The 23,558-nt window shown below is 73.5% G+C and carries 19 protein-coding genes; 4 read left to right on the forward strand and 15 right to left on the reverse strand.

What is annotated here, in order from left to right; translation table 11 throughout:
- Window positions 1-5: 5 nt before the first annotated feature.
- The 6 genes from DB32_RS35280 to DB32_RS35305 form a co-directional block, all read right to left on the reverse strand.
- A complete protein-coding gene (locus DB32_RS35280) occupies window positions 6-404 on the reverse strand; it encodes a hypothetical protein (protein WP_053237054.1) in 399 nt (132 codons plus the stop codon).
- The gene (locus DB32_RS35285; protein WP_053237055.1) at window positions 401-1,618 is read right to left on the reverse strand and encodes a L,D-transpeptidase family protein; all 1,218 of its coding nucleotides are present in this window, start codon (window positions 1,616-1,618) and stop codon (window positions 401-403) included. Before DB32_RS35285 ends, DB32_RS35280 begins: the two co-directional genes overlap by 4 nt.
- A 34-nt stretch (window positions 1,619-1,652) precedes the next feature.
- Window positions 1,653-3,305 (reverse strand): hypothetical protein, encoded by a 1,653-nt coding sequence (locus DB32_RS35290; RefSeq protein ID WP_053237056.1) that lies wholly within the window; start codon window positions 3,303-3,305, stop codon window positions 1,653-1,655.
- Complete coding sequence (locus DB32_RS35295; protein WP_157069757.1) at window positions 3,302-5,176, reverse strand: TolB-like translocation protein; 1,875 nt, start codon at window positions 5,174-5,176, stop codon at window positions 3,302-3,304. The genes DB32_RS35290 and DB32_RS35295 overlap by 4 nt, the downstream gene beginning before the upstream one ends.
- Window positions 5,177-5,358: 182 nt before the next feature.
- Window positions 5,359-6,591 carry a hypothetical protein gene (locus DB32_RS35300; RefSeq protein WP_157069758.1) on the reverse strand — a complete coding sequence of 411 codons (1,233 nt, stop codon included), beginning with the start codon at window positions 6,589-6,591 and terminating at the stop codon, window positions 5,359-5,361.
- A 159-nt stretch (window positions 6,592-6,750) separates the two neighbouring features.
- Entirely contained in the window at window positions 6,751-7,752 is a 1,002-nt protein-coding gene (locus DB32_RS35305) for an NAD-dependent epimerase/dehydratase family protein (protein ID WP_169791663.1), read from the reverse strand.
- A 79-nt stretch (window positions 7,753-7,831) separates the two neighbouring features.
- Between DB32_RS35305 and DB32_RS35310 the strand changes: the two genes are divergently transcribed.
- Window positions 7,832-8,329: a hypothetical protein gene (locus tag DB32_RS35310; RefSeq protein WP_169791664.1), complete on the forward strand. Its 498-nt coding sequence runs from the start codon at window positions 7,832-7,834 to the stop codon at window positions 8,327-8,329.
- Window positions 8,330-8,364: 35 nt separating this feature from the next.
- Here DB32_RS35310 and DB32_RS50095 read toward each other — a convergent pair whose 3' ends face one another.
- Both DB32_RS50095 and rpe read right to left on the reverse strand, forming a co-directional pair.
- Window positions 8,365-9,771, reverse strand: a complete 1,407-nt coding sequence (locus DB32_RS50095; protein ID WP_053237061.1) for a sigma 54-interacting transcriptional regulator — start codon at window positions 9,769-9,771, stop codon at window positions 8,365-8,367.
- Window positions 9,768-10,442 carry a ribulose-phosphate 3-epimerase gene (rpe, locus tag DB32_RS35320; protein ID WP_053237062.1) on the reverse strand — a complete coding sequence of 225 codons (675 nt, stop codon included), beginning with the start codon at window positions 10,440-10,442 and terminating at the stop codon, window positions 9,768-9,770. The genes DB32_RS50095 and rpe overlap by 4 nt, the downstream gene beginning before the upstream one ends.
- 196 nt (window positions 10,443-10,638) lie before the next feature.
- Here rpe and DB32_RS35325 point away from each other — a divergent pair, with 196 nt between their 5' ends.
- Complete coding sequence (locus DB32_RS35325) at window positions 10,639-12,141, forward strand: serine/threonine protein kinase (RefSeq protein WP_053237063.1); 1,503 nt, start codon at window positions 10,639-10,641, stop codon at window positions 12,139-12,141.
- 162 nt (window positions 12,142-12,303) lie between these two features.
- On the opposite strand, the gene DB32_RS35330 is transcribed toward DB32_RS35325, so the two are convergent.
- Entirely contained in the window at window positions 12,304-12,780 is a 477-nt protein-coding gene (locus DB32_RS35330) for a peroxiredoxin (RefSeq protein WP_053237064.1), read from the reverse strand.
- Window positions 12,781-12,800: 20 nt separating this feature from the next.
- Here DB32_RS35330 and DB32_RS35335 point away from each other — a divergent pair, with 20 nt between their 5' ends.
- Window positions 12,801-13,301 carry a hypothetical protein gene (locus DB32_RS35335; RefSeq protein ID WP_157069759.1) on the forward strand — a complete coding sequence of 167 codons (501 nt, stop codon included), beginning with the start codon at window positions 12,801-12,803 and terminating at the stop codon, window positions 13,299-13,301.
- Here the strand turns inward: DB32_RS35335 and DB32_RS35340 are convergent.
- From DB32_RS35340 to DB32_RS35350, 3 genes are read right to left on the reverse strand one after another with little or no spacing between them, the layout of a single operon-like run.
- Window positions 13,280-13,843 carry a Uma2 family endonuclease gene (locus DB32_RS35340; RefSeq protein ID WP_053237066.1) on the reverse strand — a complete coding sequence of 188 codons (564 nt, stop codon included), beginning with the start codon at window positions 13,841-13,843 and terminating at the stop codon, window positions 13,280-13,282. The genes DB32_RS35335 and DB32_RS35340 overlap by 22 nt on opposite strands.
- A gap of 25 nt (window positions 13,844-13,868) precedes the next feature.
- Window positions 13,869-14,573: a hypothetical protein gene (locus DB32_RS35345; protein ID WP_053237067.1), complete on the reverse strand. Its 705-nt coding sequence runs from the start codon at window positions 14,571-14,573 to the stop codon at window positions 13,869-13,871.
- Entirely contained in the window at window positions 14,564-18,469 is a 3,906-nt protein-coding gene (locus DB32_RS35350; protein ID WP_053237068.1) for a tetratricopeptide repeat protein, read from the reverse strand. Before DB32_RS35350 ends, DB32_RS35345 begins: the two co-directional genes overlap by 10 nt.
- Before the next feature lie 108 nt (window positions 18,470-18,577).
- On the opposite strand from DB32_RS35350, the gene DB32_RS35355 reads away from it, so the two are divergent.
- Window positions 18,578-19,504 (forward strand): hypothetical protein, encoded by a 927-nt coding sequence (locus DB32_RS35355; RefSeq protein WP_157069760.1) that lies wholly within the window; start codon window positions 18,578-18,580, stop codon window positions 19,502-19,504.
- 4 nt (window positions 19,505-19,508) lie between these two features.
- Here the strand turns inward: DB32_RS35355 and DB32_RS47515 are convergent, their stop codons facing one another.
- The 3 genes from DB32_RS47515 to DB32_RS35365 all read right to left on the reverse strand — a co-directional run bounded on the left by DB32_RS47515 (window position 19,509) and on the right by DB32_RS35365 (window position 23,558).
- Window positions 19,509-19,682: a hypothetical protein gene (locus DB32_RS47515; protein WP_157069761.1), complete on the reverse strand. Its 174-nt coding sequence runs from the start codon at window positions 19,680-19,682 to the stop codon at window positions 19,509-19,511.
- A gap of 676 nt (window positions 19,683-20,358) precedes the next feature.
- Entirely contained in the window at window positions 20,359-22,515 is a 2,157-nt protein-coding gene (locus tag DB32_RS35360; RefSeq protein WP_053237070.1) for a transglutaminase TgpA family protein, read from the reverse strand.
- Window positions 22,512-23,558 carry a DUF58 domain-containing protein gene (locus DB32_RS35365; protein ID WP_053237071.1) on the reverse strand — a complete coding sequence of 349 codons (1,047 nt, stop codon included), beginning with the start codon at window positions 23,556-23,558 and terminating at the stop codon, window positions 22,512-22,514. Before DB32_RS35365 ends, DB32_RS35360 begins: the two co-directional genes overlap by 4 nt.

Genomic DNA, 23,558 nt, shown 5'->3' on the forward strand with positions numbered 1-23,558 from the left:
CGAGACTACTCCGAACGCGCGCGGCGCCGCGCGCAGCGACGCTCGGTCGCGGTGCGCGCGAGCGCCTCGGCCTGGCGCAGCGACTCGGGGATCGGCCGCGTGTTCCGCGCGAGCGACTCGCGCAGCACGCCGAGCGAGCGACCGAGGCACGGCACCATCGTCTCGAACGCGAGCGATCCCGTGCCTGGCCACGCGTCGACCGCCTGCTCGCTCTGCTCGAGCCAGCGACCCGCGTCCTCGCGTGCGCGCGTGAGCTCGGGCGTGCTCGCGATCTCGCCGCCGCTCGTCTCGTCGACGAGCGTGATCGCGCGCGTCGCGAGCTCGACGGTGTGCTCGGCGCGAGCGCGACGCACGTCGGGCCCGCACGCGACGAGCAGCACCGCGACGAGCGCGATCGCCCTCAATCGCGCACCCGGACCAGCGTCCCGGGGCGCGCGGACGTCGGCAGGATCGCGTCCCATCCGGGCGGCAGCGCGGGCTCGGTGATCGCGAACAGACGACGCGCGTCGCGCGGCGCGAGGTTCACGCAGCCGTGGCTGCGGCGGCGCCCGAAGTCGTCGTGCCAGAACGCGGCGTGCAGCCCCACGCCCTCCGCGAAGTACTGCACCCAGGGCACCGCTTCGATCGCGTAGTTGCTCTCCTGATCGGTGCGCTCGAGGTCGTCCATCGTGTCCTCTGCGAGCTTCACCCAGACGCGGAACACACCGGTCGGCGTGTCGCTGCCGGGGCCGGGACGACCGGTCGAGACCAGCGTCGCGAAGAGCGGGCGCGCGCCTTCGTAGAGCACGAGCGTCTGCGTCGTCACGTCGACGTCGATCCATCGCTCGGCCTCGCCGAGCCCGTCGGGCGGCGTCGTCGCGCGCGGTCGCTGCAGATCGCGCGCGGCGATCACTCCGTCGTCGATGCGCACGAGCCCACGCGCGAGCTCCTCGATCACGTGCACGCGCTCGCGACGGCCCGCGCGACGCACCTCGCGCCCGGCGCGGCGGCCATCCCACGCGCGCACGATTGCGCCTTCGCGCGCGACCCACGCGACGTCGAGCGCGCCCTGCAGCTCGACGCCCTCGAAGTCGCTGCCGCGCGCGCGACGGAGCTGGTCGTCGGGCACCCAGAGCCCGCCGAGGCTGCGCACGAACGTCACGCCCTCGTAGCGCTGCACCTCGGTGATCGCGATGCCGAACCCGCGGCCCAGCGACTCGGTCCAGTCGTCGAGGAAGTAGTCGCTCGGCCGCGCATACGCCCACGTCCCGTCGACGCCGACGAACGCGTACGCGCGCGGCAGGAGCGAGCCCGGGGCGACCACCGGCACTTCTTCGCCCCCTGGCGTCTCCGCGCTCGGTCGCACCAGCGAGCTGCACACGAACGCATCGTCGCCGACGCGGTACCAGTCGCCGCCGGGACACCCTTCGCCGTGCACGCGCGCGTGGACCGGAAGGCGCGTGCCCACGCGAACCGTGCCGCGTCGCGCAGCGCGCGTGGATGGCGCGGCGCGGATGGTCACCCCGCTCGCGACCACCTCGAGCGAGCGCGCCGGGATCGCGAGCGGCGTCGACTGCGCGCGCGCGAGCGCCACGAAGGCGATGGCGATCGCGACCGCGCACATCGACGCCCGACGCATCGCGCCGAGTATGCCGTGATCGCCGGAGCGCGGCCTACTCTTGCGCGTCCCAGTACGAGACGGTCTCGGCGATCACCGCCGCGAGATCGTCGCCGCCGTCGAGCCCCCAGAATTGATCCGCGGGGAAGTTGTCGCGCACCAGCGCGCGGCCGTGCTCCGGGAACATCCGCTCGTCGCGCGCGACGTCCGAAGGTCGCACGCCGCTCATCGCGTGCTGATGACAGCCGACGCAATTCGAGCGCACGAGCCCGGGCCCGGCATCGATGTACGGGTTCGAGCACCACGAGGGACCACCCTCGCCCGTGTGCACCGCGGAGAGCGCCGCGCCGAGGCTGCCATCGAGCCCGCCGCGCGGATCGGGGTCGCGCTCGTCGAACTCGACCGCGACGCACATCTTGTAGCTCGACCACGGGCCGCCGAGCGCGCGGATGGCGTCGGGTCGATCGGCGCCGAAGTCCTCGTCCGGCCGATCCGACCACCACATCGTGATGTTCAGCCAGTGATCGAGCTCGCGCGTGCGCACGTGCATGCCCGCGAGCCGGAACACGGCGCCGGTGGGCAGCCGCATCGTGTAGATGACGTCGTCGCCGGGCTCGGCGGTCGCGTCACCCGCGCCCCACGTCGCGTCCTCGCCCTCGGCGAGCCTGCGCGCGAGGCCTTGCGCCGACGTGTCGTAGACGGCCAGCGGTCGTTCCGGCTCGACGCGCCTCCACTCGAGCGCGACGGTCGCCGATGCGAGCGGGAACGGACCGTCGAGGCACGCCGTGAGCGGCATCGCGGGCTCGGTCCGCTCGACGTCGACGATCGCGTCGAGGCCTTCCTCGTCCGCGCTCACCGTCACGAAGAACGAGCCCGGCCCCTCGACCTCGCACTCCGTCGTGCCGGTGCACGAGCCGACCACGAGCTCCGCGCCCTCGAGCTGCTCGCCGTCGAGACGCGCGCGCAGCGTCCCACCGCGCGCCACCGAGAACGGTCCGATCGTCCTCGCGCCGCATCGCTCGATCGAGATCGCCTCGCGCGCGAGCCGCTGCGTGGTGTCGGCGGGCACACCCGCGAGCGCGGGAGGCGCGCCCTCGTCGAGACAGCGCAGCACCTCGGGGTAGCTCGTCATCACGTGGCGCGCCGCGTCGGGGCTGAGCGCGATGCGCCGCACGCCGCCGATCCCCGCGACGGCCGCGTCGTCCTCGAGCGCCGCGACGTACTCCGCCCATCGCGACGCGGGCCACGTCGGGAGCGTCGTCACGAGATCGACGTTCCATCCCATCGCCGCGTCGAGCGCGGCCTCGTCGAAGCGCGCGCGGCTCGCGCGCCCCGCGGGCCCCATGACCTCGTACGCATGACGGAAGAGACGCGCGAAGTCCTCGCTGTCGTACCAGGTGCGAAAGCGCGGCACGCGCGCGCCCTCGGCCGGCGTGGGCTCGGTGAGCTCGACCGGGCGCAGCACCCGGGCGAGCGCGTCCCACGCCGCCGCACGACGCGCGCGCTGCGAGCGCGCGAGCTCTTCCGCGCGATCTCGGAGCGACGCGTCCGCGGGGTACGGCGACGCGTGGCCGAGCAGGTGCCGATCGGGCGCGGTCGCCGCCTCGATCGCGGTGCCCACCTCCTCGCAGCTCGGAGGCGGCGGGGGCGCCGGCGCGCGCTCGCAGCCCGCGATCACGAGCGCGAGCAGCGCGACGCGCGCCCTCACGGCGCGAGCACGAGCGCAGCGTCGCTCGCGACGACCTGCTCCCGACCTTCGCCGCGCACGACGATGTAGATCCACCCGTCGGAGCGGAAGTGCGGGAAGAGCGCGTAGTACCCCGCGGACATGTTGGTGATGCGCGTCGTCTGCCCGGTCACGAGATCGACGAGCCACGCGTCGGCGCGATCGGCCTCGTAGTGGTGGAGGACCATCCACCGCTCGTCGAACGAGATCGCAGGCTTGCCGCCGTTGATGCAGTAGCGGCCGATCACCGGCGCCGTCGCGGACCAACTTCCGTCGGGGCTCCGTCGCGCGTCGACGCGGCGGAGCACGAACCCGTGCTGCTGCCCGCCCGAGCCGACACGCGTCACGACGAGGCGCGACGACGGCGAGATCACCGCGTCTCCTTCGTACGGCGTGCTCACGTCGATCGTCTCGCGCGCCGCGAACCCGCTGCCGTCGTTCACGAGCCTCGTGAAGCTCGTCGTCGTCGACACCGAGAACGACGCCCACGGGTCGGGCCCGTGGCCGTTGTCGCTCGTGAAGTCGCCGTGCACCGCCCAGTAGTCGCCGCCGCCGAGCGATGCGCCGACGTGCTCGTAGAGCCCGACGACGCCGTTCGTCTCGCACTGCGGCTCGTTGAACGTGATCGTCGTGGGCGAGCCCGTCGTCAGCACGCTCTGCTCGCAGAAGTGCGCGCCGCCGCCCTGGAACACGAAGCCGCTGTTGTCCGGGAAGAACGACGGGTCGTAGCTCGCGTTCGCGCCGATGACGCGGTTCTCCTGGAGATCGATGAACGTGCTGCGACCGCCGTCGCCGCCGCCGTGCGCGACGAAGCGACCGTCCGCGGAGCTCCGCGTCCAGAACGACGAGCGGCTCGAGTACGCGTAGAGCCAGCGCAACGAGCCCGCCCCGGCGACCTCCCACGCGGTCACGCGCGGCGCCGTCGCGAAGCAGTCGCGCGGCGACGCCGCGCCCGCGCAGCCGTGCATCAGGAGCCCGTTGTCGCGGTTGATCGCGCCCCAGCCGGTCGCGGTCATCTCGGCCACGTGCGCGGCGACCGCGGGCGTCGCGGAGGGCCGGCACACGTCGGGCGGAGGATCCTGCGGCAGCACCGCCTCGACGTTCGGCACGCCGCGCAGGAACCACTCCGCGACCACGTCGAACTCCGCCTGGGTGAACGGCGTGTGCGTCGCGGGCTCGATCGGCATGCCCGCCTGCGCGACGAACGCGTCGTACGACGCCTCCCACCCCGGCCCGAGCGCGCGCTCGAACACGAACGGGTACCAGTCGAGCCGCGCCGCGCCGGCGAGCACGCCGACCGCGTCGGCCTCGTACTCGTCGGTCGCCGCGCCTTCGCGCAGGCAGTCGACCACCGCGCGCGCGGACGCGACGGTGCGCACCTCGAGATCGGTGAAGCACGCGCCCCACGCGAAGTCGGTCATCGCCTGCCACTCGCGGATGCGCGCGCGGGTCATCGAGTGGCACGAGGCGCACGATCCCGAGCCGCCCGCTTGGGGCGCGCCGAGGATCCGGAGCGCCTCGGTCGCGAGCTCCGCGTCGGGCAGCGCGACCGGGTTGCGGAACGGAGGAGCCGGGTCGTGCACCCCCGAGTCGGGCGGGCCCGCGTCCGGCATGCCGGCGTCGGTGCCGGCGTCGAAGCTGCCGGAGTCGGGGCTGCCGGCATCGGACGCCCCCGAGTCGGTCGCGCCCGCGTCGGTGCCCGTGCTCGCGTCGTGACCGCCGTCGGTCGACGCGTCGATGGTCGGAGCGCCGTCGTCGTCGTCGCCGCACGCAGCGAGCGGCGCGCTCATGGCGAGCAGCAACAACGCCCGCGTCGCGAAGGTCTGTGGATCGATCCGTCGAGGCAAGCGCATCGTCTCCTCGTCCCGCTCTGGGCCGTCCGCGCGGCGGCGTTCGTCACGATCGACCGACGCTCCCCGCGCGGAAGAGTCGGCCGTCGGCGCCCATGATACGGCGACCACGAGCGGCGACGAGCGTGCTCTGTCGCACGAGACCCAGACCGAATTGATGCGCCCTCACCACCTCTTGTGAGGTCTCACTGGCAGCCGGGCGTCGAGTCGAGCTGCGTGAAGCACCGCACCGTGAGCACCACACTCCGCTCGAGCGGCACCCTGAGCTGGAGCGCAGGCCGATCCCCGCAGAGCTCGGGCGACGCACCGAGGAAGACCCCGTCGTCGTCCTCCGTCGCGACCTGCAGGATCGCGCACGTCTCGCGCCCGTCCTCGTCGATCGCGACCGGCACCGGATCGCGGCCGGGCCGGCCGGCGCACGGCGTGGCGGACACCTCGTCGACGGGGCGCTCCGTGAGGGTGCATCGCGGCAGCGACGTGAGCGGATCGATCGACGGCTCGCGCGCGAGGCAGATGCTCGAGAGCCCGAGCCCGCCCAGGCTCGTCGCTGCGGGCGGGACCGCCGCGCAGACCGAGCTGGCGAACGCCGACTCGAACCCGGCGACGCCGACCTCCGCAGCGAGCGCGAGGAGCCGCGGCGTGGTGGGCACGCTCGCGCCCGCGATCCCGCACGCGGCACCGCCGTCGAAGCGCGGGTCGGCCAGCGCCGCGGTGATCGCGCCGGGATCCGCGAGCGGGTCGAGGTCGGTGGGCACGCCCGCGACCACGCCGAGCTCGAACGTGAACGGCGAGAGCATCGCGACGCGCGGTCGGATCTCCTCAGCCTCGAGACCGGGCGCTTCGTCGACCGCGCTCACGACGTAGACGAGCAGCGCCGAGCCTCGGCGGCGGACGCCCTCGACGAGCCTGATCGCGTCGAGCGCAGCGAGCATGGGACGCTGCGCGTCGCACGTGTCGGTCGCCCACGCGAGGCACTCGATCGCGCTCGCGACGTCGTCGGCGCTCTGCGCGGGCCACTCCTGCTGCGGTGCGTACTCCGCGGCGCACGCCGCGGGCGCGCCGCTCGAAGGCGCGGTGCGGACGCGCGGGAGCTCGCTCGGCGTCGCACCGCACCCGAGATCGCCGCCGATCACGGAGAACCGCACGTCGCGCGTCAGGTGGCGCAGGTCACCGCTCTCGGCGCGCGCGAGCACCGATCGCGCGATCGACGCAGCGCGCGTGGCGAGCGCCGATCGCAGCGGCGCGCTCGCGGGCGAGGAGTCGACGGCGATGACGACGTCGAGGCCGCGCGGCGAGCTCGCGCCGATCTGGTCGCGTGTCTCGATCACGCGGCAGCCCTCGAGCGTCGTGTGCTCGATCTCGTTCCCGCAGGCCCCGAGGAGGGCCAACACCAAGAGGATCGCTGGTCGTCGACGCATGCGCGCGCACCGAGCAACGAGCGCGCCTGCGCCGGAGCGCGTGCGGAACGCCGCCGCACGCGTTCCTCCGCGCGCCAACCGAGTTGGCGTGACGTGCGGTTCCGCGCGCATTCGACGCCTTCACCTCACGCGACCGCGCCAACCGAGTTGGCGCACGCATCAGGGACGCAGCTGCGCGAGGAGCGCCCGCTCCCGATCACGATGCGCCAGCTCGGCCAGCGGCTCGCGGCCCATCGTCGCGATCACCGCGTCGATCACGCCGGGCAACCACGCGTCGGCCGGGGGATGCACCAGCCCGAGCTCGCGCACCGCGCGCGTGGGATCGAGCACCGACATCCATCGCCCGCCGATCGGGCACACGTCCTCGGCGCGCAGCCCGTAGCGCGCGAGCATCACGTCGTCGACCGGCACGACCGGCGCGTCGCTCCCGAGGTGACGCACGATGCGCCCGAGGAACGCGCCGACGGTCGTCGGCTCCGAGGGCGCGACGTTGTACGCGCGACCGATCGTCCGGCGCGCGCCGATCATCGACACCAGCATCGACGCGATCGTCGGCGCGTGGACGTGCCGCACCGTCGCGTGGGCGCGCGGCGCGAGCACGGGCCCTCCGTCGAGCACGCGCGCGATCACGCGCTCGATGCGCCGGTGGGGATCGCCCGGGCCGTGCACCATCGGGATGCGCACGCACGTCGCGGGGAACCCGCTCTCGTGGTGCGCGCGCGCGAGCACGGCTTCGGCCTCGCGCTTTCCGACGCCGTACGCGTGCTCCTCGCGATCGAGCGCGTCCTCGGGCTGTGCGATCAGCGGACCGTCGGCGTCCTCCTCGCGCGACGGTGAAGGGCATCCCTCGCGCACCAGGTACACCTGTCCGGTGCTCACGAAGAGGTAGTGCCCCACCCTGCCCTCGAGCACGCGCACCGCGCGCGTGAGGTCGTCCCCGGTGTAGCCCGCGAAGTCGATCACCGCGTCGAAGCGACGCCCCGCGAGCGCACGATCGAAGCGCTCGTCGGTGCGATCCGCGACGAGGCGCGTCACGCTCGCGCCGAGCCCGTCGTCGTGGGTCCCGCGATTGAGCAGCGTCGTGCGCACGCCGTGCGCGACGAGCCGTGCGGCGAGCTGCCTCCCCATGAAGCGAGAGCCGCCGATGACGAGCACGTCCACGCTTCGATCCGAGCACGAAACGAGCCCGCGGGTCACGCTCGACGTGCGTTCGTGAGATGCTCTCGCGAGGGAGGCGACGATGCGACGAAGGATGCTCGAGGTGATCGCGGCGATCGCGATCACGTGCGTGGTGCTGACGGGGTGCGCAGCGCGGACACGGCTCGCATCGAGCGCGCCTCCAGCGGCACAGGGCGAGACACGCGCGCAGCTGCTCGCGCGTGCGCGCATCGATCTCGGGTGCGAGCGCGCGTCGTTGGTCGAGCTCGGTCCCCGGCACGTCGCGGCCGCCGGGTGCGGCGCGCAGCGTGAGTACCGCAACGTCTGCGAGGGCGCGCGCGCGTGCGAGTGGATCACGATCGACGATCTCGCGATCCGCGCGAGCTTCGAGCTCGAGTGCCCGGTCGCGGATCTCGAGGTCGTCACGCTCGGCGCGTCGAGCCGCGGCGTCGTGGGCTGCGGCGTGCGCGCGACGTACGTGCTCGTGTGCCAGGGCGAGGGCTGCCACTGGCTGCCGTCGACGGTGCATCGGAGCGCGGCAGAGCGACACTTCGCGCCCGCTGCGCTCGTGCAGCAGTGAAGAGCTCCAAGTCGGCTCGCCCGCTCAGGGCCTGGTCACTCGCCGGTGTCGCGGATGCCGTATCGCTTCGCGAGCTCGCGCAGGTGATAGCGCGTGAGGCCCGCGGCGTTCGCGCTGCGCGTCACGTTGCCGCCGTGCTTGTCGAGCAGCGCCTTGAGGTACGAGGCCTCGAACGCGTCGAGCACGCGCTGCTTCGCTTCCTTGAACGGCAGGCCCTCCTCGACGAACTTCTCGGCGTTGCCGCCGGGCAGCGGCACCGGAGGCGTCTTCTGCGAGCTCGGCAGCAGATCGCGCACGCCGAGCTCGGTGCCGTCGGCGAGCGACGCCGCGCGCTCCACCGTGTTCTTCAGCTCGCGGATGTTGCCCGGCCACGGATAGGCCTGCAGCCGCGTCATCGCCTCGGTCGTGATCGTGAAGCGACGCGCCTCACCGGGCCATCGTCGCGACGCGACGTCCGCGAGGAAATGCTCGACGAGCAGCGGCACGTCCTCCGGGCGCTCGCGCAGCGGAGGCAGATCGATCTGCACCACGCTGAGGCGGTAGTAGAGGTCCTCGCGGAACGTGCCCTCGTTGACCATCTGACGAAGGTCGCGGTTCGTCGCCGCGACCACGCGCACGTTGACCGGGATGGTGCGATCACCGCCGACGCGCTTGATCTCGCGGTTCTCGAGGACGCGCAGCAGCTTGGGCTGCAGCGCGAGGTCGAGCTCGCCGAGCTCGTCGAGGAAGATCGTCCCGCCGTCCGCCTGCTCGAAGCTGCCGCGGTGACGATCGGTCGCGCCGGTGAACGCGCCGCGCTCGTGGCCGAACAGCGTGCTCTCGATCAGCTCCTTCGGGATCGCCGAGCAGTCCTGCACCACGAGCGGCGACGACGTGCGGCGCGATGCGCGGTGGATCGCGCGCGCGACGAGCTCCTTGCCGGTGCCGGTCTCGCCGCGGATCAGCACGGTGAGCTCGGTGGGACCGACCTTCGCGAGCGTCGCGAAGATCTCGCGCATCCGCACGCTCTTGCCGACGAGCTCGAAGAAGCGGTCGTCGCTCGAGAGATCGATGTCCACGGTCCCTTGGACCGGCTCGAAGCGAATCTGTGTCTGACCGACGCGGATGGTCGCGCCCGGCTTGATCCAGACCTCGCGGACGCGCAGCGCCTCGCTCGAGGCCGACGCGCCGCAGAACGTGCCGTTCGTCGAGTCGAGGTCGCGCAGCAGGAAGCCCTGCTCGTTCGCGACCACCTCGAAGTGCGTGCCGCTCACCGCCTTGTCCGCGAGCACCATGTCGCAGATCACGCTGCGACCCACCGTGATGCGCTCGCGCTCGATCGAGAGATCCTTGCCGCGATCGGGCCCTTCCGACACGACCAGCCGCGCCTTGCGCAAGCGGCGCTTGGTGGCGCGATCCTCGACGAAGATGGTGGTGAGAGCGGGGTTCGTTTCCTGGCTCACAGAGAACCTTTCGACGCGTCCGCGCGCAGCGCCGCGATCGAGCGCGCGTAGTCGCCCCCCGCGAACACCGCGTTGCCCGCGACGAGCACGTCGGCGCCCGCCGCGACCACGCGCGACGCGGTGCCCACCTTGATGCCGCCGTCGACCTCGAGCCGCACGTCCTTGCCCGACGCGTCTATCATCGCGCGCAGCTTCGCGATCTTCGGGAGCACCTCGGGGATGAACGACTGCCCGCCGAAGCCCGGGTTCACGCTCATCACGAGCACGAGATCGAGCTCGCCGATCACGTAGCGCAGCACGTCCTCGGGCGTGTGCGGGTTGAGCGAGACGCCGGCCTTCTTCCCGGCCGCGCGGATCGCCTGGAGCGTGCGGTGCAGGTGCATGCTCGCCTCGGCGTGCACCGTGATCACGTCGGCGCCCGCCTCCGCGAACGCATCGACCCAGCGCTCCGGCTCGACGATCATCAGGTGCACGTCGAGCGGCGACTTCGTGATGCGCCGCAGCGCCGCGACGACCGGCGGTCCGATCGTGATGTTCGGGACGAAACGACCGTCCATCACGTCGACGTGGATCCAGTCCGCGCCGGCAGCGTCGAGGGCGCGGACCTCCTCTCCGAGCCGCGCGAAGTCGGCGGAGAGGATCGAGGGAGCGAGCAGCACCGGGCGTGTCACCGGGCGTCAGTCAAGCCGCCCGAACGGCTCCGGTCAAGGCGCTCCGAACACCTTCAATTCCAAGGGATTCGCCGTGTCTCACGCATTGCTTGCTGTATTTCACGTGCGTTCCTACAATCGCGCCTCGACCCCGGATCACGGGGCGATCGCGCCCGCTCGACGACCATGAGAGCCGTGCGGGGCGCGCGAGGAGTTCATGGCCGCAGAGCAGCGATATCGCGTCACCGAGCGCCTCGAAGCCGGAGGCATGGCGGAGGTGTTCAAGGGCGAGTCGCTCTCCGTCCAGGGCTTCAAGAAGCAGGTCGCGATCAAGCGCGTTCTGCCTCACCTCGCGCAGAACAAGAACTTCATCTCGATGTTCCTCGACGAGGCGCGGCTCGGTGCGCGCCTCACGCACGCGAACATCGTGACGGTGTTCGATATCGGCGCGGCCGACAACACGTACTTCATCGTCATGGAGTTCGTGGACGGCTGCAATCTGAAGACCGTCATCGAGCAGTACCGGCAGCAGGGCCGGCGCATCGGCGTGAAGGAGGCGGTCTATCTGTGCCTCCAGGCGTGCGCGGGCCTCTCGTTCGCGCACGAGCTGCAGAGCGAAGAGGGCGAGGACCTGCACATCGTCCATCGCGACATCTCGCCGCCGAACATCCTGCTCAGCAAGCGCGGCGAGGTGAAGGTCACGGACTTCGGCCTCGCGAAGGCGACGACGCAGCTCGAGAAGACCGATCCCGGCGTCGTGAAGGGCAAGTTCTCGTACCTCTCGCCCGAGGCCGCGATGGGCGAGCCGGTCGACGCGCGGACCGACATCTTCGCGCTCGGCATCGTGCTCTGGGAGATGCTCGCGGGGCGTCGTCTCTTCCTCGGCGAGACCGACTACCAGACCGTCAAGCTCGTGCAGCAGGCGAACATCCCGTCGCTCGCGCGCTTGAACCCCGAGGTCGACGCGGACCTCGAGACGGTGCTCGGCAAGGCGCTCGCGAGGAACAAGGAGGAGCGCTACCAGACCGCGCGCGAGATGGGCGACGCGCTGAGCGGGTACCTCTTCGGCAAGCAGCTGAAGGTGAACTCGTTCGACATCGCGACGCTCGTGAAGGGCGTCATCGACGCGAAGAAGGCGGCGAAGACCGGCGGGCCGCGCGAGGCGTCGATCATCGATCGGCTGATCCAGGAAGAGCTGCTGCGCTTCACGTCGCTCGACGACATGAGCGATCCGCTCGCGCCGAACGCGCCGGGCGCGGCCGGGCTCTCGCCGGAGGCGGGGTTCGCGGGAGATCTGAGCGAGGGCGCGAAGCCGCTCGACGCGGGCTCGTTCGAGAACCCGGCGGACTGGTTCAGCGACGACGAGGACGTGGTCGGCGCGATCGGGCGCGGGACGAGCAGCAAGAGCGAGCCCGGCTGGCGCGAGTCGGGGATCGAGGATGCGGGCGAGGGAGATCTCGCGTCGGTGCTCGAAGACGTACCCGAGCCGGCGCCCGCGCGCGTGAGCGCGCCCGAGCCGGCGCGCGTGTCGCGACCCACGCCCGAGCCGGTCGCGCAGCCGCAGGTCGTGCAGCAGCGGGTCGCGCCCGCGGCGCCGGAGCGCGTGAGCGCGCCGCCGCAGCAGAAGAAGAGCAGCGCCGCGGTGTACGTGGGGATCGCGATCGCGCTCGCGGCAGGTGGTGCCGCGGCCGCGTATTTCGCGGGACTGATCCCGCACTGAGTGTCCCGGGGGAGGCTGCGCGCCTCCCCTCTCGACCCCTCGCGCTGCGCGCGGGTCCCCACCCGCTTGCGGTCGGCGCGCGTCCCCTCTCGACCCCTCGCGCTGCGCGCGGGTCCCTACCCGCTCGCGGTCGGCGCGCCTCTCCGGGCTGCATCGCTGTGCTCAGCGCGCGGGCGGGAGCTTGCTGCGCATCGCGAGGTCGCGCGTGAAGCGCACGACCTCGTCGAGGTGCTTGATCACCTGGAACTCGTGGTTGAACACGCCCGCGATCACGCCGTCGCGATCGATGACGTACGTGACGCGATGCGCGAGCGGCAGGATCGGGAAGAACACGTCGTACGCGCGCGAGATGCTGCGATCCTCGTCGGCGATCATCGGGAAGCGCACGTCGTGCGTGCTCGCGAAGCGGCACTGCGTGGCGTAGTCGTCGCACGAGACGCCGACGACCTCGCTGCCGAGCTGCACGAGGTCCTCGTAGTTGTCGCGGAACCCCTTCGTCTCGACGGTGCAGTTGGGCGTGAACGCGCGCCGGAAGAAGTAGAGCACCACGATGCGCCCGTGGAGCTCGCGCAGCGAGATCGAGTCGCCGCGCGTCGTGCGTGCGACGAACACGGGCGCAGGCGTGCCGACGGCGAGCACGCGCGCATCATACTCCAGCGGTGCGCACGTTCCGAAACTTGGGGCCGATCGATGCGGCGTGGCTACGGCACGCGGTGGCGCGCGACATCGCGTACTTCTTCCACGAGCAGGCCGAGTACGGGTTCCTCTTCGACGATCTCGAGCACTGGATGTTCGAGACACCGTACTGGCTGTATCTCGCGCTCGACGAGCGCGACGAGCACGTCGAGCGCGGCTGCCTCGCGCTCGCTTACGCGATGGGATGCTGCGAGGCAGGGGGCGTCGGCATCGCGCTCGGGGAGCGTCTCGCCGAGTGTCGCGCCGCGATCGTTGCCTTCACGCCCCACGGCGACGACCTCGCCCGCTTGCGCGACGCCGCGCTCGAAGCGCTCGAGCTCGCCGCGACTCCGAACGAGACTCGCGACTCCGATCGACTGACGGCGCTCGTGTCGCGCGAGACGGAGTGGATCCACGGCGCGGTGGTGCGGCGCTACTTCGAGGAGCACGCCGCGCGGATCCTTCACGCAGTCGGGTCGAAGTAGACGTCGTCGACGGCGATCGTCGCGTCGATCGACGTGAGCACGAGCTGCTCGCCGGGGCCCGCCTCGGTGAGCACCCAGCCTGCCTCGCTGCGCCGGAAGACCTCGATGCGTGGCGCGTCCTGCGCGACGAGCACGTACTCCTGGAGCGAGCTCAGACGGCGGTAGTGGGCGAACTTGTCGCCGCGATCGGCGCGCTCGCTCGATTCCGAGAGCACCTCGACGATCAGGACCGGGTTCGTGATCGCGTGCGGGTCGATCGCGGACGTTTCGCGCTTCCCGCACACGACCGAGAGATCCGGATACGTGGTGCGGTCCGACGCATCGATGCGGACCCGAACGTCCGACGAGAGGACCACGCACGGTCGCCGCCCGAGCGCACGACGGATCTCCGCCGCGAGCGCGACCTGGATGCGCCCGTGCTCGGGCGTTCCGCCCGCCATCGCCCAGACCTCGCCGCGGAGGTACTCGTGGCGCACGTCCCCCTTCGATTCGAGCGCGACGTACTCGGCGTACGTGAGCTTCGCGCGCGGCGCCGTGGCCATGACGACAGCCTAGCAGCCGACGTGCTCAGCGCGCAGGCGTGGCCGCGAGCACGAACCTCGGCGGCGGACCGCTGGGCTTGGTCGCGCGTGCGTCGTCGCTCCATCGCGCGAGCGCGGCACCGACGAACGCACGTGCGTCGTGCGCGAGCGGCGCGAGCGCGGTGAGCGCGCGCGTGAGCTCGTCGATGTCGAAGGGCGGGATCGCGAGCCGGAACGTCACCCAGCGCCCCGAGAGCACCACCAGATCGCCGCTCACGAGATCGAGCTCGCGCACGTGCGGCGGGCCCAACGCAGCGCGGTCAATCCAGTCCCCGAACGTGCCGGGGCTGGGCGTTTCGACGAGCTCCTCGCTGCGAATCACGCTCACGTCGAGGTTGCCGCGACGCGCGATGCGCGCGCGCCCTGGCCGCAGCTCGACGATGGTGAGCTGTGCTGCGGGACCGCCGACGTCGTCGTCCTCGGGATACGGCACCGCAGCCTCGTAGAACGCGGTGCGCGCCGACGCGAAGAGCGACTCGATCGGCGCGCTTTGCTCGGCGTCGAGCGCTTGCTCGACACCATCGAGCACCGGCGACGCGATCTCGTGCGCGCCGCTCGTCCAGCCACACGTGTGGCCCTCGGCCAGCATCACGAGCGTCCGAGCGCGCTGCGCGCGCACCCGCACGAACGACGCGAGGTCGTCGCGGTTCGTGCCGCAGACGACGCCGGCGTGCGACTCGATCAGCGACATCGGCGCAGCACGCCGTCGACCTCGTCGCGGTCGTAGCCGCGGGGTGAGGCGTCGACGTAGCGGCGCGCGAGCGTGCACGCTTCGTCGCCGCGCTCGAGGCGGATCGCGAGGCGGCCCACCGCCTCCGGCGCGACGCGCGTGCCCGCGATCGCCGAGCGGAAGTGCGGGATCGGATCTTCGTTGCGCTCGATCGCGACGTTCGCGAGCAGCAGGTGCCCCTCGCTGCACTTCGGGTCCGCCGTGATCGCCTGCTGCGCGAGCCGGCGCGCCTCGTCGAGATCACCGACCTCGTAGCGCAGCCGCGCCCGCGCGACCGAGACCCGCGCGAAGAACGACGTCGACGCGCCGCGCTGACGCCCCGCGCGCTCCGCGCGATCGATCGAGCGCGCCGAGCCTCCGAGATCGCCGCGCCGCATCTCGACGCCGGCGCGTCCGAGCAGCGCTTCGTAGTTGTCGTCGTCGGCGCGTACCGCGCGCGTGTAGAGGTCCCGCGCCTCGCGGTCGTCCTCCGCCTGCGCGTGCAGGTGACCGAGCGCCGCGAGCAGCGGTCCGTCGCGCCGGTTCTCCTCGACCACCGGCTCGATCGCCGCGATCGCGCCGTGCCCGAGCCCGCGCGCCACCGCCAGCTCCGCGCGCAGCCTCGCGAGATCGAGCGGCGCCGCGCCCGCGCGCGTCGCCTGCTCGATCGACGCGCTCGCCTCGTCGAAGCGTGCGTCGTCGATCGCGAGCGTCGCCGAGCCGACCAGCGCTCGCGCGAGCCCCGGCGAGAGCCGCAGCGCCTCCTGGAACGCCGCCGCCGCGACGTCGCGACGGCCCGCGCGCAGCCCGGCCTCGCCGAGCTCGGCACGCAGCTCCGCATCCTCGGGGCGCACCTCGCACGCGCGCTGGAGCGCTGCGAGCGCCTCGTCGACGCGCCCCAGCGCGAGCAGCACCGAGCCGCGCGCCGCGACGAGCTCGATCGCGTCGGGACGATGCGCGAGCGCCGCCTGGATCGCGGTCTCCGCCGCTGCCGCGTCGCCGGTCGCGAGCGCCGCGCGCACGAAGAGCGCGACCGCGCGCACGTCCGCCGGCGCGAGGCGCAGCGCGTGATCGAGCTGGGCGCGCGCCTCGCGCGGACGCGACATCCGGAGCAGCACCGCGCCGGATCGCGTGCGCGCCTCGAGCGCCTCGCGCGGGTCGCCCGCCGCGCGATCGTAGAGCTGCCGCGCGGTGTCGAGCTCGCCGCGCGCCTCGGCCACGCGCGCTCGCAGCAGCTCGGCGTGCGCGCCCGCGCCCGCCGACATCAGCGCGGTCTCCGCGCCCGCGAGATCGTTCGACGCCAGCGCGACCTCCGCGACCAGCATCGCGCGGCGCGTGGGATCCACCGGGCTCGAAGGCAACCGCGCGAGCGCCTCGCGCGCGTCGTTCGGCGCCTCGGCCTCGAGGAGCGTCTCGACGACGCTGAGCCCATAGCCCTCGTCGAACGCCGGCGTGCGCGACGCCGCCTCGAGCGCCGACGCGCGCGCCTCGGCCTGCGCGCCGCGACGCGCCGCGAGCCGCGCGCGCACGAGGTGCGCCCAGCCGAGCTCGACCGGCGTCGCGCTCGGCGCGAGCTCGGTGAGCACCGCGTCGGCCTCCGCCGCCGCACGCACGGGATCGCCACCGCTCTCGAGGAGCACCCGCGCGCGCGCGACGCGCACCGCCGGCGAGGTCGCGCCGTTCGGCACCGAGTCGAGCACGCTCAGCGCGCTCGACGCATCACCGGCCGCGAAGCGCAGCACCGCGTGCATCGCCGCGTGACGCGACGCGCCGGGACGCACGGTGAGCGCCTGTCGCGCCGACTCCTCGGCCTCGGGAACTCGCCCGGCCGACGCGGCGGCCCACGCGCGCGCACGGAACGCCTCGGCGAGCTCTTCGCCGCTCGCCGGCAGCCCGCTCAGCACGCCGAGCGCATCGGGCCCGCGCCCCTGCGCGACGAGCAACAAGCTGCGCGCGATGCGCGCATCGGGCAGCGCCGCGCCTTCGCGCTCGAGGCGGGAGAGCTCGACCTCGACCTCGGTCGCGCGATCCTGCGCGTGCTCGAGCGTGAGCGTCGCGAGCAAGCGCGCGCGCAGCGCGATGCGCCACGGCTCGTCGGCACCTTCCACGTCGATGGTCGCGATCGCGCGCTCGACGCTCGTGCGGCGTCCATCGCTGCTCGCCTGCGCGGCCGCGGTGCGGATCGCGGCATCACCGCCGCGCCGCAGGTACGTGCGGACCCCGATGCCCGCGAGCCCGACCACCAGGAGCCCGAGCACGACGAGCACGACCATCCGCGCGATCGACGCAGGGCGGCGCCGCGTGGACTCGGTCGTCACCTGCGCGCGCACGTCGATCGGGATCTGCGGCGTCCGGATCGGCGCGGGGTCGACGCGCCGCGGATCGGTCGGCGGCTCGGGCTGCGCGCCGTCGAGCGGAGGACGGCCGCCGAGGAACGGACGCGCGACGCCCGCGTCGCGCACGAGCGTCTCGGACGACGTCAGCTCCTCGGGCGGCGGGACGATCGCCGGCGGCGGCGCCGAGCGCAGCGCGGGGCGCAGCATCTCCGGCGGGCGCGACGGACGTGCGGGCGGAGGCGCCGACGGCGGAGGCGCGGCGCGCGGCGGCGCCGCGGGCGGCGGGACCGAGCGCGGCGCGGCGGGAGATGCGACGGGAGCATGCGCGCCCACGGGAGGACGCGACGCGACCGGGGCATGCGACGCGACCGGGGCATGCGACGCGACCGGTGCATGCGACCCAGGAGGACGCGACGCCGGAGGCGGCGCGAGCGAGTCGGGTCGACGACCGAGCAGCGTCGGCGCGTCGTCCTCGTCCTCTTCGTCGGGCTCGTCGTGATCGCGATCGGAGCGCGCGCCGGGCACGCGCAGCTCTTCTTCGAGCGCGATCTCGTCGGTGGGCGGATCGTCGTCGATCGCGCGTCGCGCGCGTCCGTGGGCGACGGTCTCGGCGTCCCGCAGCCCGCCGCCCTCCGCGGGGCGCGCGAAGCTGCGCAGCGCGGGCATCGGCTGCGTCGGGCCCGCGTCGCCGACGTGCGGGAGCGCGGTCATCGGCGGCGGAGGCATGCTCGCGCGCGGCGGCGGCGGCGCGGAGCGCCCGACCCGCGCCGGCACCGTCGCCTGGGCAGGCACCGTCGCCTGGGCAGGCACCGCACCCTGGGCAGGCACCGCGCCCTGCGGCGACACGCTGCGCTGGGCGACCGGCGCGGCGGGCTGCGCTGCACGCGGCGCCACCGGCGCGCGCGGCACGGACATCGCGCCCATGCCCATCATCGTCGGCTTGCGCGCCGGACGCGCCGCGGGCGCCTTGGGCTCCGCCGGCTTCGCCGCGGCCCTCGCCGCTGCCGCGGCCTCCTCGGCGAGCGACGGATCGACCTGCACCGAGGGCTCGCTCGGCGCGGTGCGCACCCGCGGCGACGCCGGCGCGGGCGTCGTGTCGTCGAAGTGCGGCGGCAGCTCCTGCTCGACCGTCTTCGGCCCGTCCTCGCCGAACCAGCGCTCGATCGTGTGCGAGAGCGGGCTCTCCTCGTCGACCGCCTCGCGCAGCAGGTCGCGCGCGATCGCGTCGTTCGGCGCGAGCTCGACCGCGCGGCGGAGCGACTCCTTCGCCTTCGCCGTCTGCCCGGCGCGCAGGTACGCCTCGCCGAGGATCCGATGCAGCTCCGCGACGTTCGGATGCTTGCGCGCGAGCGCCATCATCTCGACGCGCACCTGCTCGTATCGCCCCGTGACGAGCAGCGCCTGACCGAGCAGCAGGCGCACCTCGACGAGGTCCGGGCGCGTGAGCAGCGCCCTGCGACTGACGCGGATCGCCTCGTCGTAATTGCGCTCGGCGATGAGCCGCTTGGCGCGTGCGGTCTGCTCCTCGGGGCCTTCGGCCATCTGGCGCGCGAGATCGTAGTCGATTCATGGGGGGGATCGCAGCGACAAAGACGCGTGCTCGTGGATCGCGCGTTGCTGGAGCCCGGGAAACACGCGGAGAATGGCAGGATGCGGCACACGGGGATGGGGGCGGCGCTCGGAGCGGCGCTGGTGATGGGCGGCTGTTTCGGCGCGCACGGGCGCGGCGACGACGCGGACGCGGGGCCGCTCGGTGACGGCGGGCTGGTCGGCGACTGCGCGGCGGCATCGGCGGCGCCCGAGGGCGCGCCCTGCGTCGACGGGCTGCACTGCGACGACTTCGGCAGCTGCGGGCCGAGCACGACGATCCGGTGCGTCGACGGGCGGCTCCGCCGCATGTCGCGCATCTGCTCTCCGCCCCCGCGCGCGCGTGACTGCGACGAGTACGCGCGCTTCGCCGGCGGCCCGGTGCTCTGCGACGCGGCCGAGTTCGTCGGGTGCACGCGCGACGAGGGCGACTGCTGCTTCACCCGGATCGACTGCGAGGGCGGCATGGTCGTCGAGACGCGGCTCTGCGGCGACTGCGAGGGCGAGTGCCCGGGCTACACCCCGCCGCCGCCCGAGCACCCGATCTGCACGTCGAGCGTCGCGTGCGAGGGCTTCCCCTGCGTGCCGCCGGGCACGCCGCGCGCGTGCGGGATCTGCCGGCCCGCCGAGCACCAGTGCGAGGTCGACGGCGACTGCGGGCCCGGCTCGTTCTGCGTGGAGCGCGCCGCGTCGTGCCTGTGCGACGGAGCGACCCAGCGCGTCTGCGAGATCGACTGCCGCACCGCGGAGAGCGATCCCTGCGCGGCCGGCGAGCGCTGCGGGAGCGACGGGCGGTGCCGCGTGCTCTCGTGCGAGGGCGAGTGGACCTGCGGCGTGAACCAGCGCTGCACGCCGGGCGCCGACGCGCCGACCGACGCGCACGGATGCAGCCGCGTCGCCTGCGACACCGCGCTCGACTGCGACTGCGGCGCGTGCATCGACGGGCTCTGCTACGACGGCCCCGGCACCTGCGAGCCGCCGGTGCCCTGACCCGTCAGTCGACGCGCGCTTCTTCGCGCGCGCGCCGGGGATCGTAGAGCTGCGGCATCCGCCACCGGATGCCGCAGCTGACCGACCAGCCCTCGTCGGTGCTCGGGAACGTCGTGCCGAAGGTCGCGTCGATCTCGCGTCGTCCGAGAGGATCGAGCGCGGCCCGAGCTGCGCCCACGTCTCGAGCTCGACGTAGCCGCCGCCCACCACACGCGGGTCGTCGGTCAGGTACGGGCGCTGGGGGTCGGCGCGTGAAGGGAGCAAGAGCGCGCAGAGCGCGACCGCTGGAACGAGAGAGCGGGTCGTAGCGCTCCGGCGCGCCCGTCGGTCGGGCGGCCGATGGGTATCGAGGACGTCACCGAACACCCTCGATCGCGGACGCTCCGGCCGCTCCGGGGACATCCGAGCGCGTGTGGAGCCGGCCCGACCCCCTCTCCCGCATGTGCGGATCGCGGGTAGAGCCGGCCCGACCCCCTCTCCCGCATGTGCGGATCGCGGGTAGAGCCGGCCCGACCCCCTCTCCTGCATGTGAGGATCGCGGGTAGAGCCGGCCCGACCCCCACTCCCGCATGTGCGGATCGCGGGTAGAGCCGGCCCGACCCCCGCTCCCGCATGTGAGGATCGCGGGTAGCGCCGGCCCGACCCCCGCTCGCGCATCTGCGGAGCGCTCGTGCGAGACGCTCAGACGTGCTGGTACACGACGCGAATCGGCATCCCCAGCGCGCGCTCGACCTGCACGACGACGCGAGGCGCGCCGGCCGCACACGCGCGAGCCCGGGCACCGACGCCAGCACGCGACGGGCGTGCTCGAGCGCCGCCTCGTCGCACGTCGCCGACACGCTCGGGGACCACGCTCAGCTCGGCTTCACGTCGCGCAGCTTCTCGCGGAGCTGCGCGAGCTCGCTCGGATCGAGCGTCTCGCCGCCGAAGCGCACCGAGAGGTAGCGCTCCGTCACCTCGCGCACGATCGCGGCATGCACGAAGCCCTCGGCCTCGAGCAGCGCCGCGTGCTCGCGCGGCGTGCGGTCGAGGGGCCTCGCGCGACCGAGCGTCTCGAGCGCGCGCTCGAGCGCGCGATACAGCGCGACCACCTCGCGCGCATTCTCCGGCACCTGCGGGCCTCGAGCCTGCGCGCCGCGACGACGGCGCAGCATCACCGCGAGCGCGCCGAACGCGAGCACGATCCCGCTGATCGCGAGCACGCGCGTCCACGGCAGCGGCGCACCCGCCCGCGCGCGCGTCGGCTCGTCCGGCGAGATGCGCGCGCCGCCCGAGGGCGACGACGCGCCGAGCTCGCGCAGCCACCGCGAGAGCCGGCGCGCGAGCGAGCGCTGGGCGCGCAGGTCGTAGCCGATCACGTCGGACTCCCAGCTCGTGCGCAGCGCGTCGATCATCGCGGAGAGCTCGTCGAGCAGCCCGCGCGCGAAGTCGACCTCGCCGCGCGACGGCGGCGTCGGATCGAACGTCACCCAGCCCTCGCCCTCGAGCCACACCTCGACCCAGCTGTGCGCGTCGCCGTTCGTGATCGCGTACCAGCGTCCCCAGGCGTTCCAGCGCCCGCCGAGGAACCCCGTCGCGTTGCGCGTGGGCACGCCGAGCGAGCGCAGCATGATCGCCATCGCCGTCGAGAAGTACTCGCAGTGCCCGGCGCGCCACTCGAAGAGGAACGCGTCGAGCGGCAGGCGCGTGCCGGGGTCCTGCATGTCGAGCGAGTAGCGCATCGCGCGCAGGTGCTCCTGGATGCGCTCGGCGCGATCGCGGTCGCTCGTCGCGCCCTCGGTCCACTCGCGCGCGAGGTGCGCGACGCGCTCGTGGCCCGCGGGCACCTGCAGGTAGGGCGCGGCCGACGCGACATCGAGCGGCTCGGGGTCCTCGCGGCGCGAGCCCGGCGCGGCCACCCACGCGCGATAGCGCAGCCCGAGCCCGTCGTCGGCCTCGTAGCGGATGTCGAGCCCGGGCTCGAGCGTCAGGCGCCGGCCGACCTCGATGCCGGTGGTGAGGCGCCCCGGGATCTGCACCGCGACCGCGCGATCGGGGAGGAACACGACGGGATCGTCGAGGTGATCGAGCACGATCTCGAACGGCAGGTCGCGATCGAGATCGGGCACGCGCTCGATCGGGTAGTAGTCGTCGTAGCGACGCACCGCGCGAGGGTCGCGCAGCGAGCGCGACCAGCGCCGGCCGTCGTAGCGATCGAACGAGGTGCCGCGCATGCGGATCGCGGCGCGCGCCGGCGGGGTGATCCCGGCGCCGATGCCCGGCGGCACGACGCGCATGACGACCGTCGGATCGTCGCGCACGAGGCCCACCTGTCCGAGCTCGACGTCGCCGCCGAAGCCCGCGACGTGCGTCGGCGAGCCGCGCCCGAACGAGAGCATGCCGAGCCCGACGCGCGGGAAGAGCACGAAGAGCGCCGCGGTCATCACGAAGAGCGGGAGCGAGAGCGCGGCGGTGCCGAGCAGGAACGAGGGACCGACGACGCGGCGCGAGGCGAGCACGCGGCGCACGTCGGCGGCGCGACCGGGATCGGGATCGCCGGGATAGTGCCCCTCGATCTCGCTGCGCAGGTGGGTGAGCGCGAGCATCCACGGCGCGACCACGACGAAGCCGAGGAACGCGATGCCGTACGTCAGCTCGGTCGAGAGCACGGTCGCGGCACAGAGCTGGAGGAACGCGAGCATCGCGATCTGCTGGTGCTCGGCGGCGCTGCGGCGGTTGCAGAGGCGCGAGATCTGGAGCGCGGCGGTGAGCTCGAGCGCGAGCGGGAGCAGCGGCTCGCCGAGCACGCCGCGCACGATCGCGAGCGCGAAGAGCACGAGCAGCGCGACGTTCCATCCGCGCTGCCAGCCCGGCTGGTGCAGGCGCGGCCCCTCGACGAACACCGACGCGACGAAGCCCGCGACGATCACCGCCTGCACGAAGAACGAGAGCTCGCCGCCGAGGAAGAGCGCGGCGAGGCCGAGCCCCGCCATCATGTACGTGACGTGCTTGTGGAGCGCGGCGAAGCTCATGCGACCGCGTCGATCGCGAGCTCGGGGGTGACGATCACGCTCGATGCGCGCGGCGTGGGCAGCGGCGCCGCGTCGTGCGCGACGGGCCCGAGCAGCGCGAGGTAGCGGAGGATGGGATCGGGCGCGCCGCCTCCGAGCACGACCGGCGAGCCACCGCTGCGCGTGATCACGTCGACGCTCGAGCCGTGGGCGAGCGCGCGCTCCGCGATCGACGCGGCGTGGGAGATCGCGCGCTCGAACGCGAGGGGCCACGCGGCGTCGTCGAGGTCCGGGGGGCGCGCGTTGTCGAGCACGATCGAGAGGCGCGCGCCGCTCTCGCGCTCGCGCTCGCGCACCACGAGGCGACCGAGCGCGGCGCTGCGACGCGCGTGCACGGAGCGCGCTTCGTCGCCGGCGCGGTACTCGCGGAGCCCGGCGGGCTCGGTGCCCGGACCGCGCCGCGGGCTCGCACGATCCTCGGCGCGCGCGCCCGCGGGCAGCGCCGGCGCGACGACCGGGACGAGCGCGGGATACACGACGAGCTCGGTGCGATCGTCGACGAGGCGCCACTTCTCGAAGAGGCCGAACGGGTACCGCGTGCTGAGCCGGAAGCGCGAGAGCACGAGCACGCCGCGCTTGCTGGGCACGCGACGGTACGCGGCGACCTGCTCGGCGCGCGCGCCGACCTTGAGGAAGTAGCAGCGGCGATCGGTGGGCTCGTCGGCGGCCTGGTCCTCGACCTCGATCGAGAAGCTCGGGAGCCACTTCTTGTCGTTCGCGAGCGCGAGCTCGATCACGCACGGCGTGCCGACGAACGCGCGCGACGGCAGCGAGCGACGCACGCGCACCCACCACAGCACGAGATCGCTGAGCACGCCGGAGAGGACGATCAGGCTCAGCATCAGGCCGAGCACGAGGTAGAGCAGGTTGTTGCCGGTGTTCACCGCGCCCGCGCCGACGCCGAGCGTGGTGAGCACGAAGACGCGCCCTTCGCGGGTGAAGCGCAGCCCGCGCCGCGCGCGACGCGCCTTCTTCTCGGCCGCGGCGGCGCGATCCCGCCGCAT

The organism is Sandaracinus amylolyticus (genome assembly GCF_000737325.1).
Classification (GTDB): domain Bacteria; phylum Myxococcota_A; class Polyangia; order Polyangiales; family Sandaracinaceae; genus Sandaracinus; species Sandaracinus amylolyticus.

What these genes read in the sequence shown, in the direction of transcription:
- DB32_RS35285 (WP_053237055.1), bottom strand. Translation starts at nt 1,618, where the DNA reads ATGCGTCGGGCGTCGATGTGCGCGGTCGCGATCGCCATCGCCTTCGTG.
- DB32_RS35295 (WP_157069757.1), bottom strand. Translation starts at nt 5,176, where the DNA reads ATGCGCTTGCCTCGACGGATCGATCCACAGACCTTCGCGACGCGGGCG.
- DB32_RS35300 (WP_157069758.1), bottom strand. Translation starts at nt 6,591, where the DNA reads ATGCGTCGACGACCAGCGATCCTCTTGGTGTTGGCCCTCCTCGGGGCC.
- DB32_RS35310 (WP_169791664.1), top strand. Translation starts at nt 7,832, where the DNA reads ATGCGACGAAGGATGCTCGAGGTGATCGCGGCGATCGCGATCACGTGC.
- DB32_RS35325 (WP_053237063.1), top strand. Translation starts at nt 10,639, where the DNA reads ATGGCCGCAGAGCAGCGATATCGCGTCACCGAGCGCCTCGAAGCCGGA.
- DB32_RS35340 (WP_053237066.1), bottom strand. Translation starts at nt 13,843, where the DNA reads ATGGCCACGGCGCCGCGCGCGAAGCTCACGTACGCCGAGTACGTCGCG.
- DB32_RS35345 (WP_053237067.1), bottom strand. Translation starts at nt 14,573, where the DNA reads ATGTCGCTGATCGAGTCGCACGCCGGCGTCGTCTGCGGCACGAACCGC.
- DB32_RS35350 (WP_053237068.1), bottom strand. Translation starts at nt 18,469, where the DNA reads ATGGCCGAAGGCCCCGAGGAGCAGACCGCACGCGCCAAGCGGCTCATC.
- DB32_RS35355 (WP_157069760.1), top strand. Translation starts at nt 18,578, where the DNA reads ATGCGGCACACGGGGATGGGGGCGGCGCTCGGAGCGGCGCTGGTGATG.
- DB32_RS35360 (WP_053237070.1), bottom strand. Translation starts at nt 22,515, where the DNA reads ATGAGCTTCGCCGCGCTCCACAAGCACGTCACGTACATGATGGCGGGG.
- DB32_RS35365 (WP_053237071.1), bottom strand. Translation starts at nt 23,558, where the DNA reads ATGCGGCGGGATCGCGCCGCCGCGGCCGAGAAGAAGGCGCGTCGCGCG.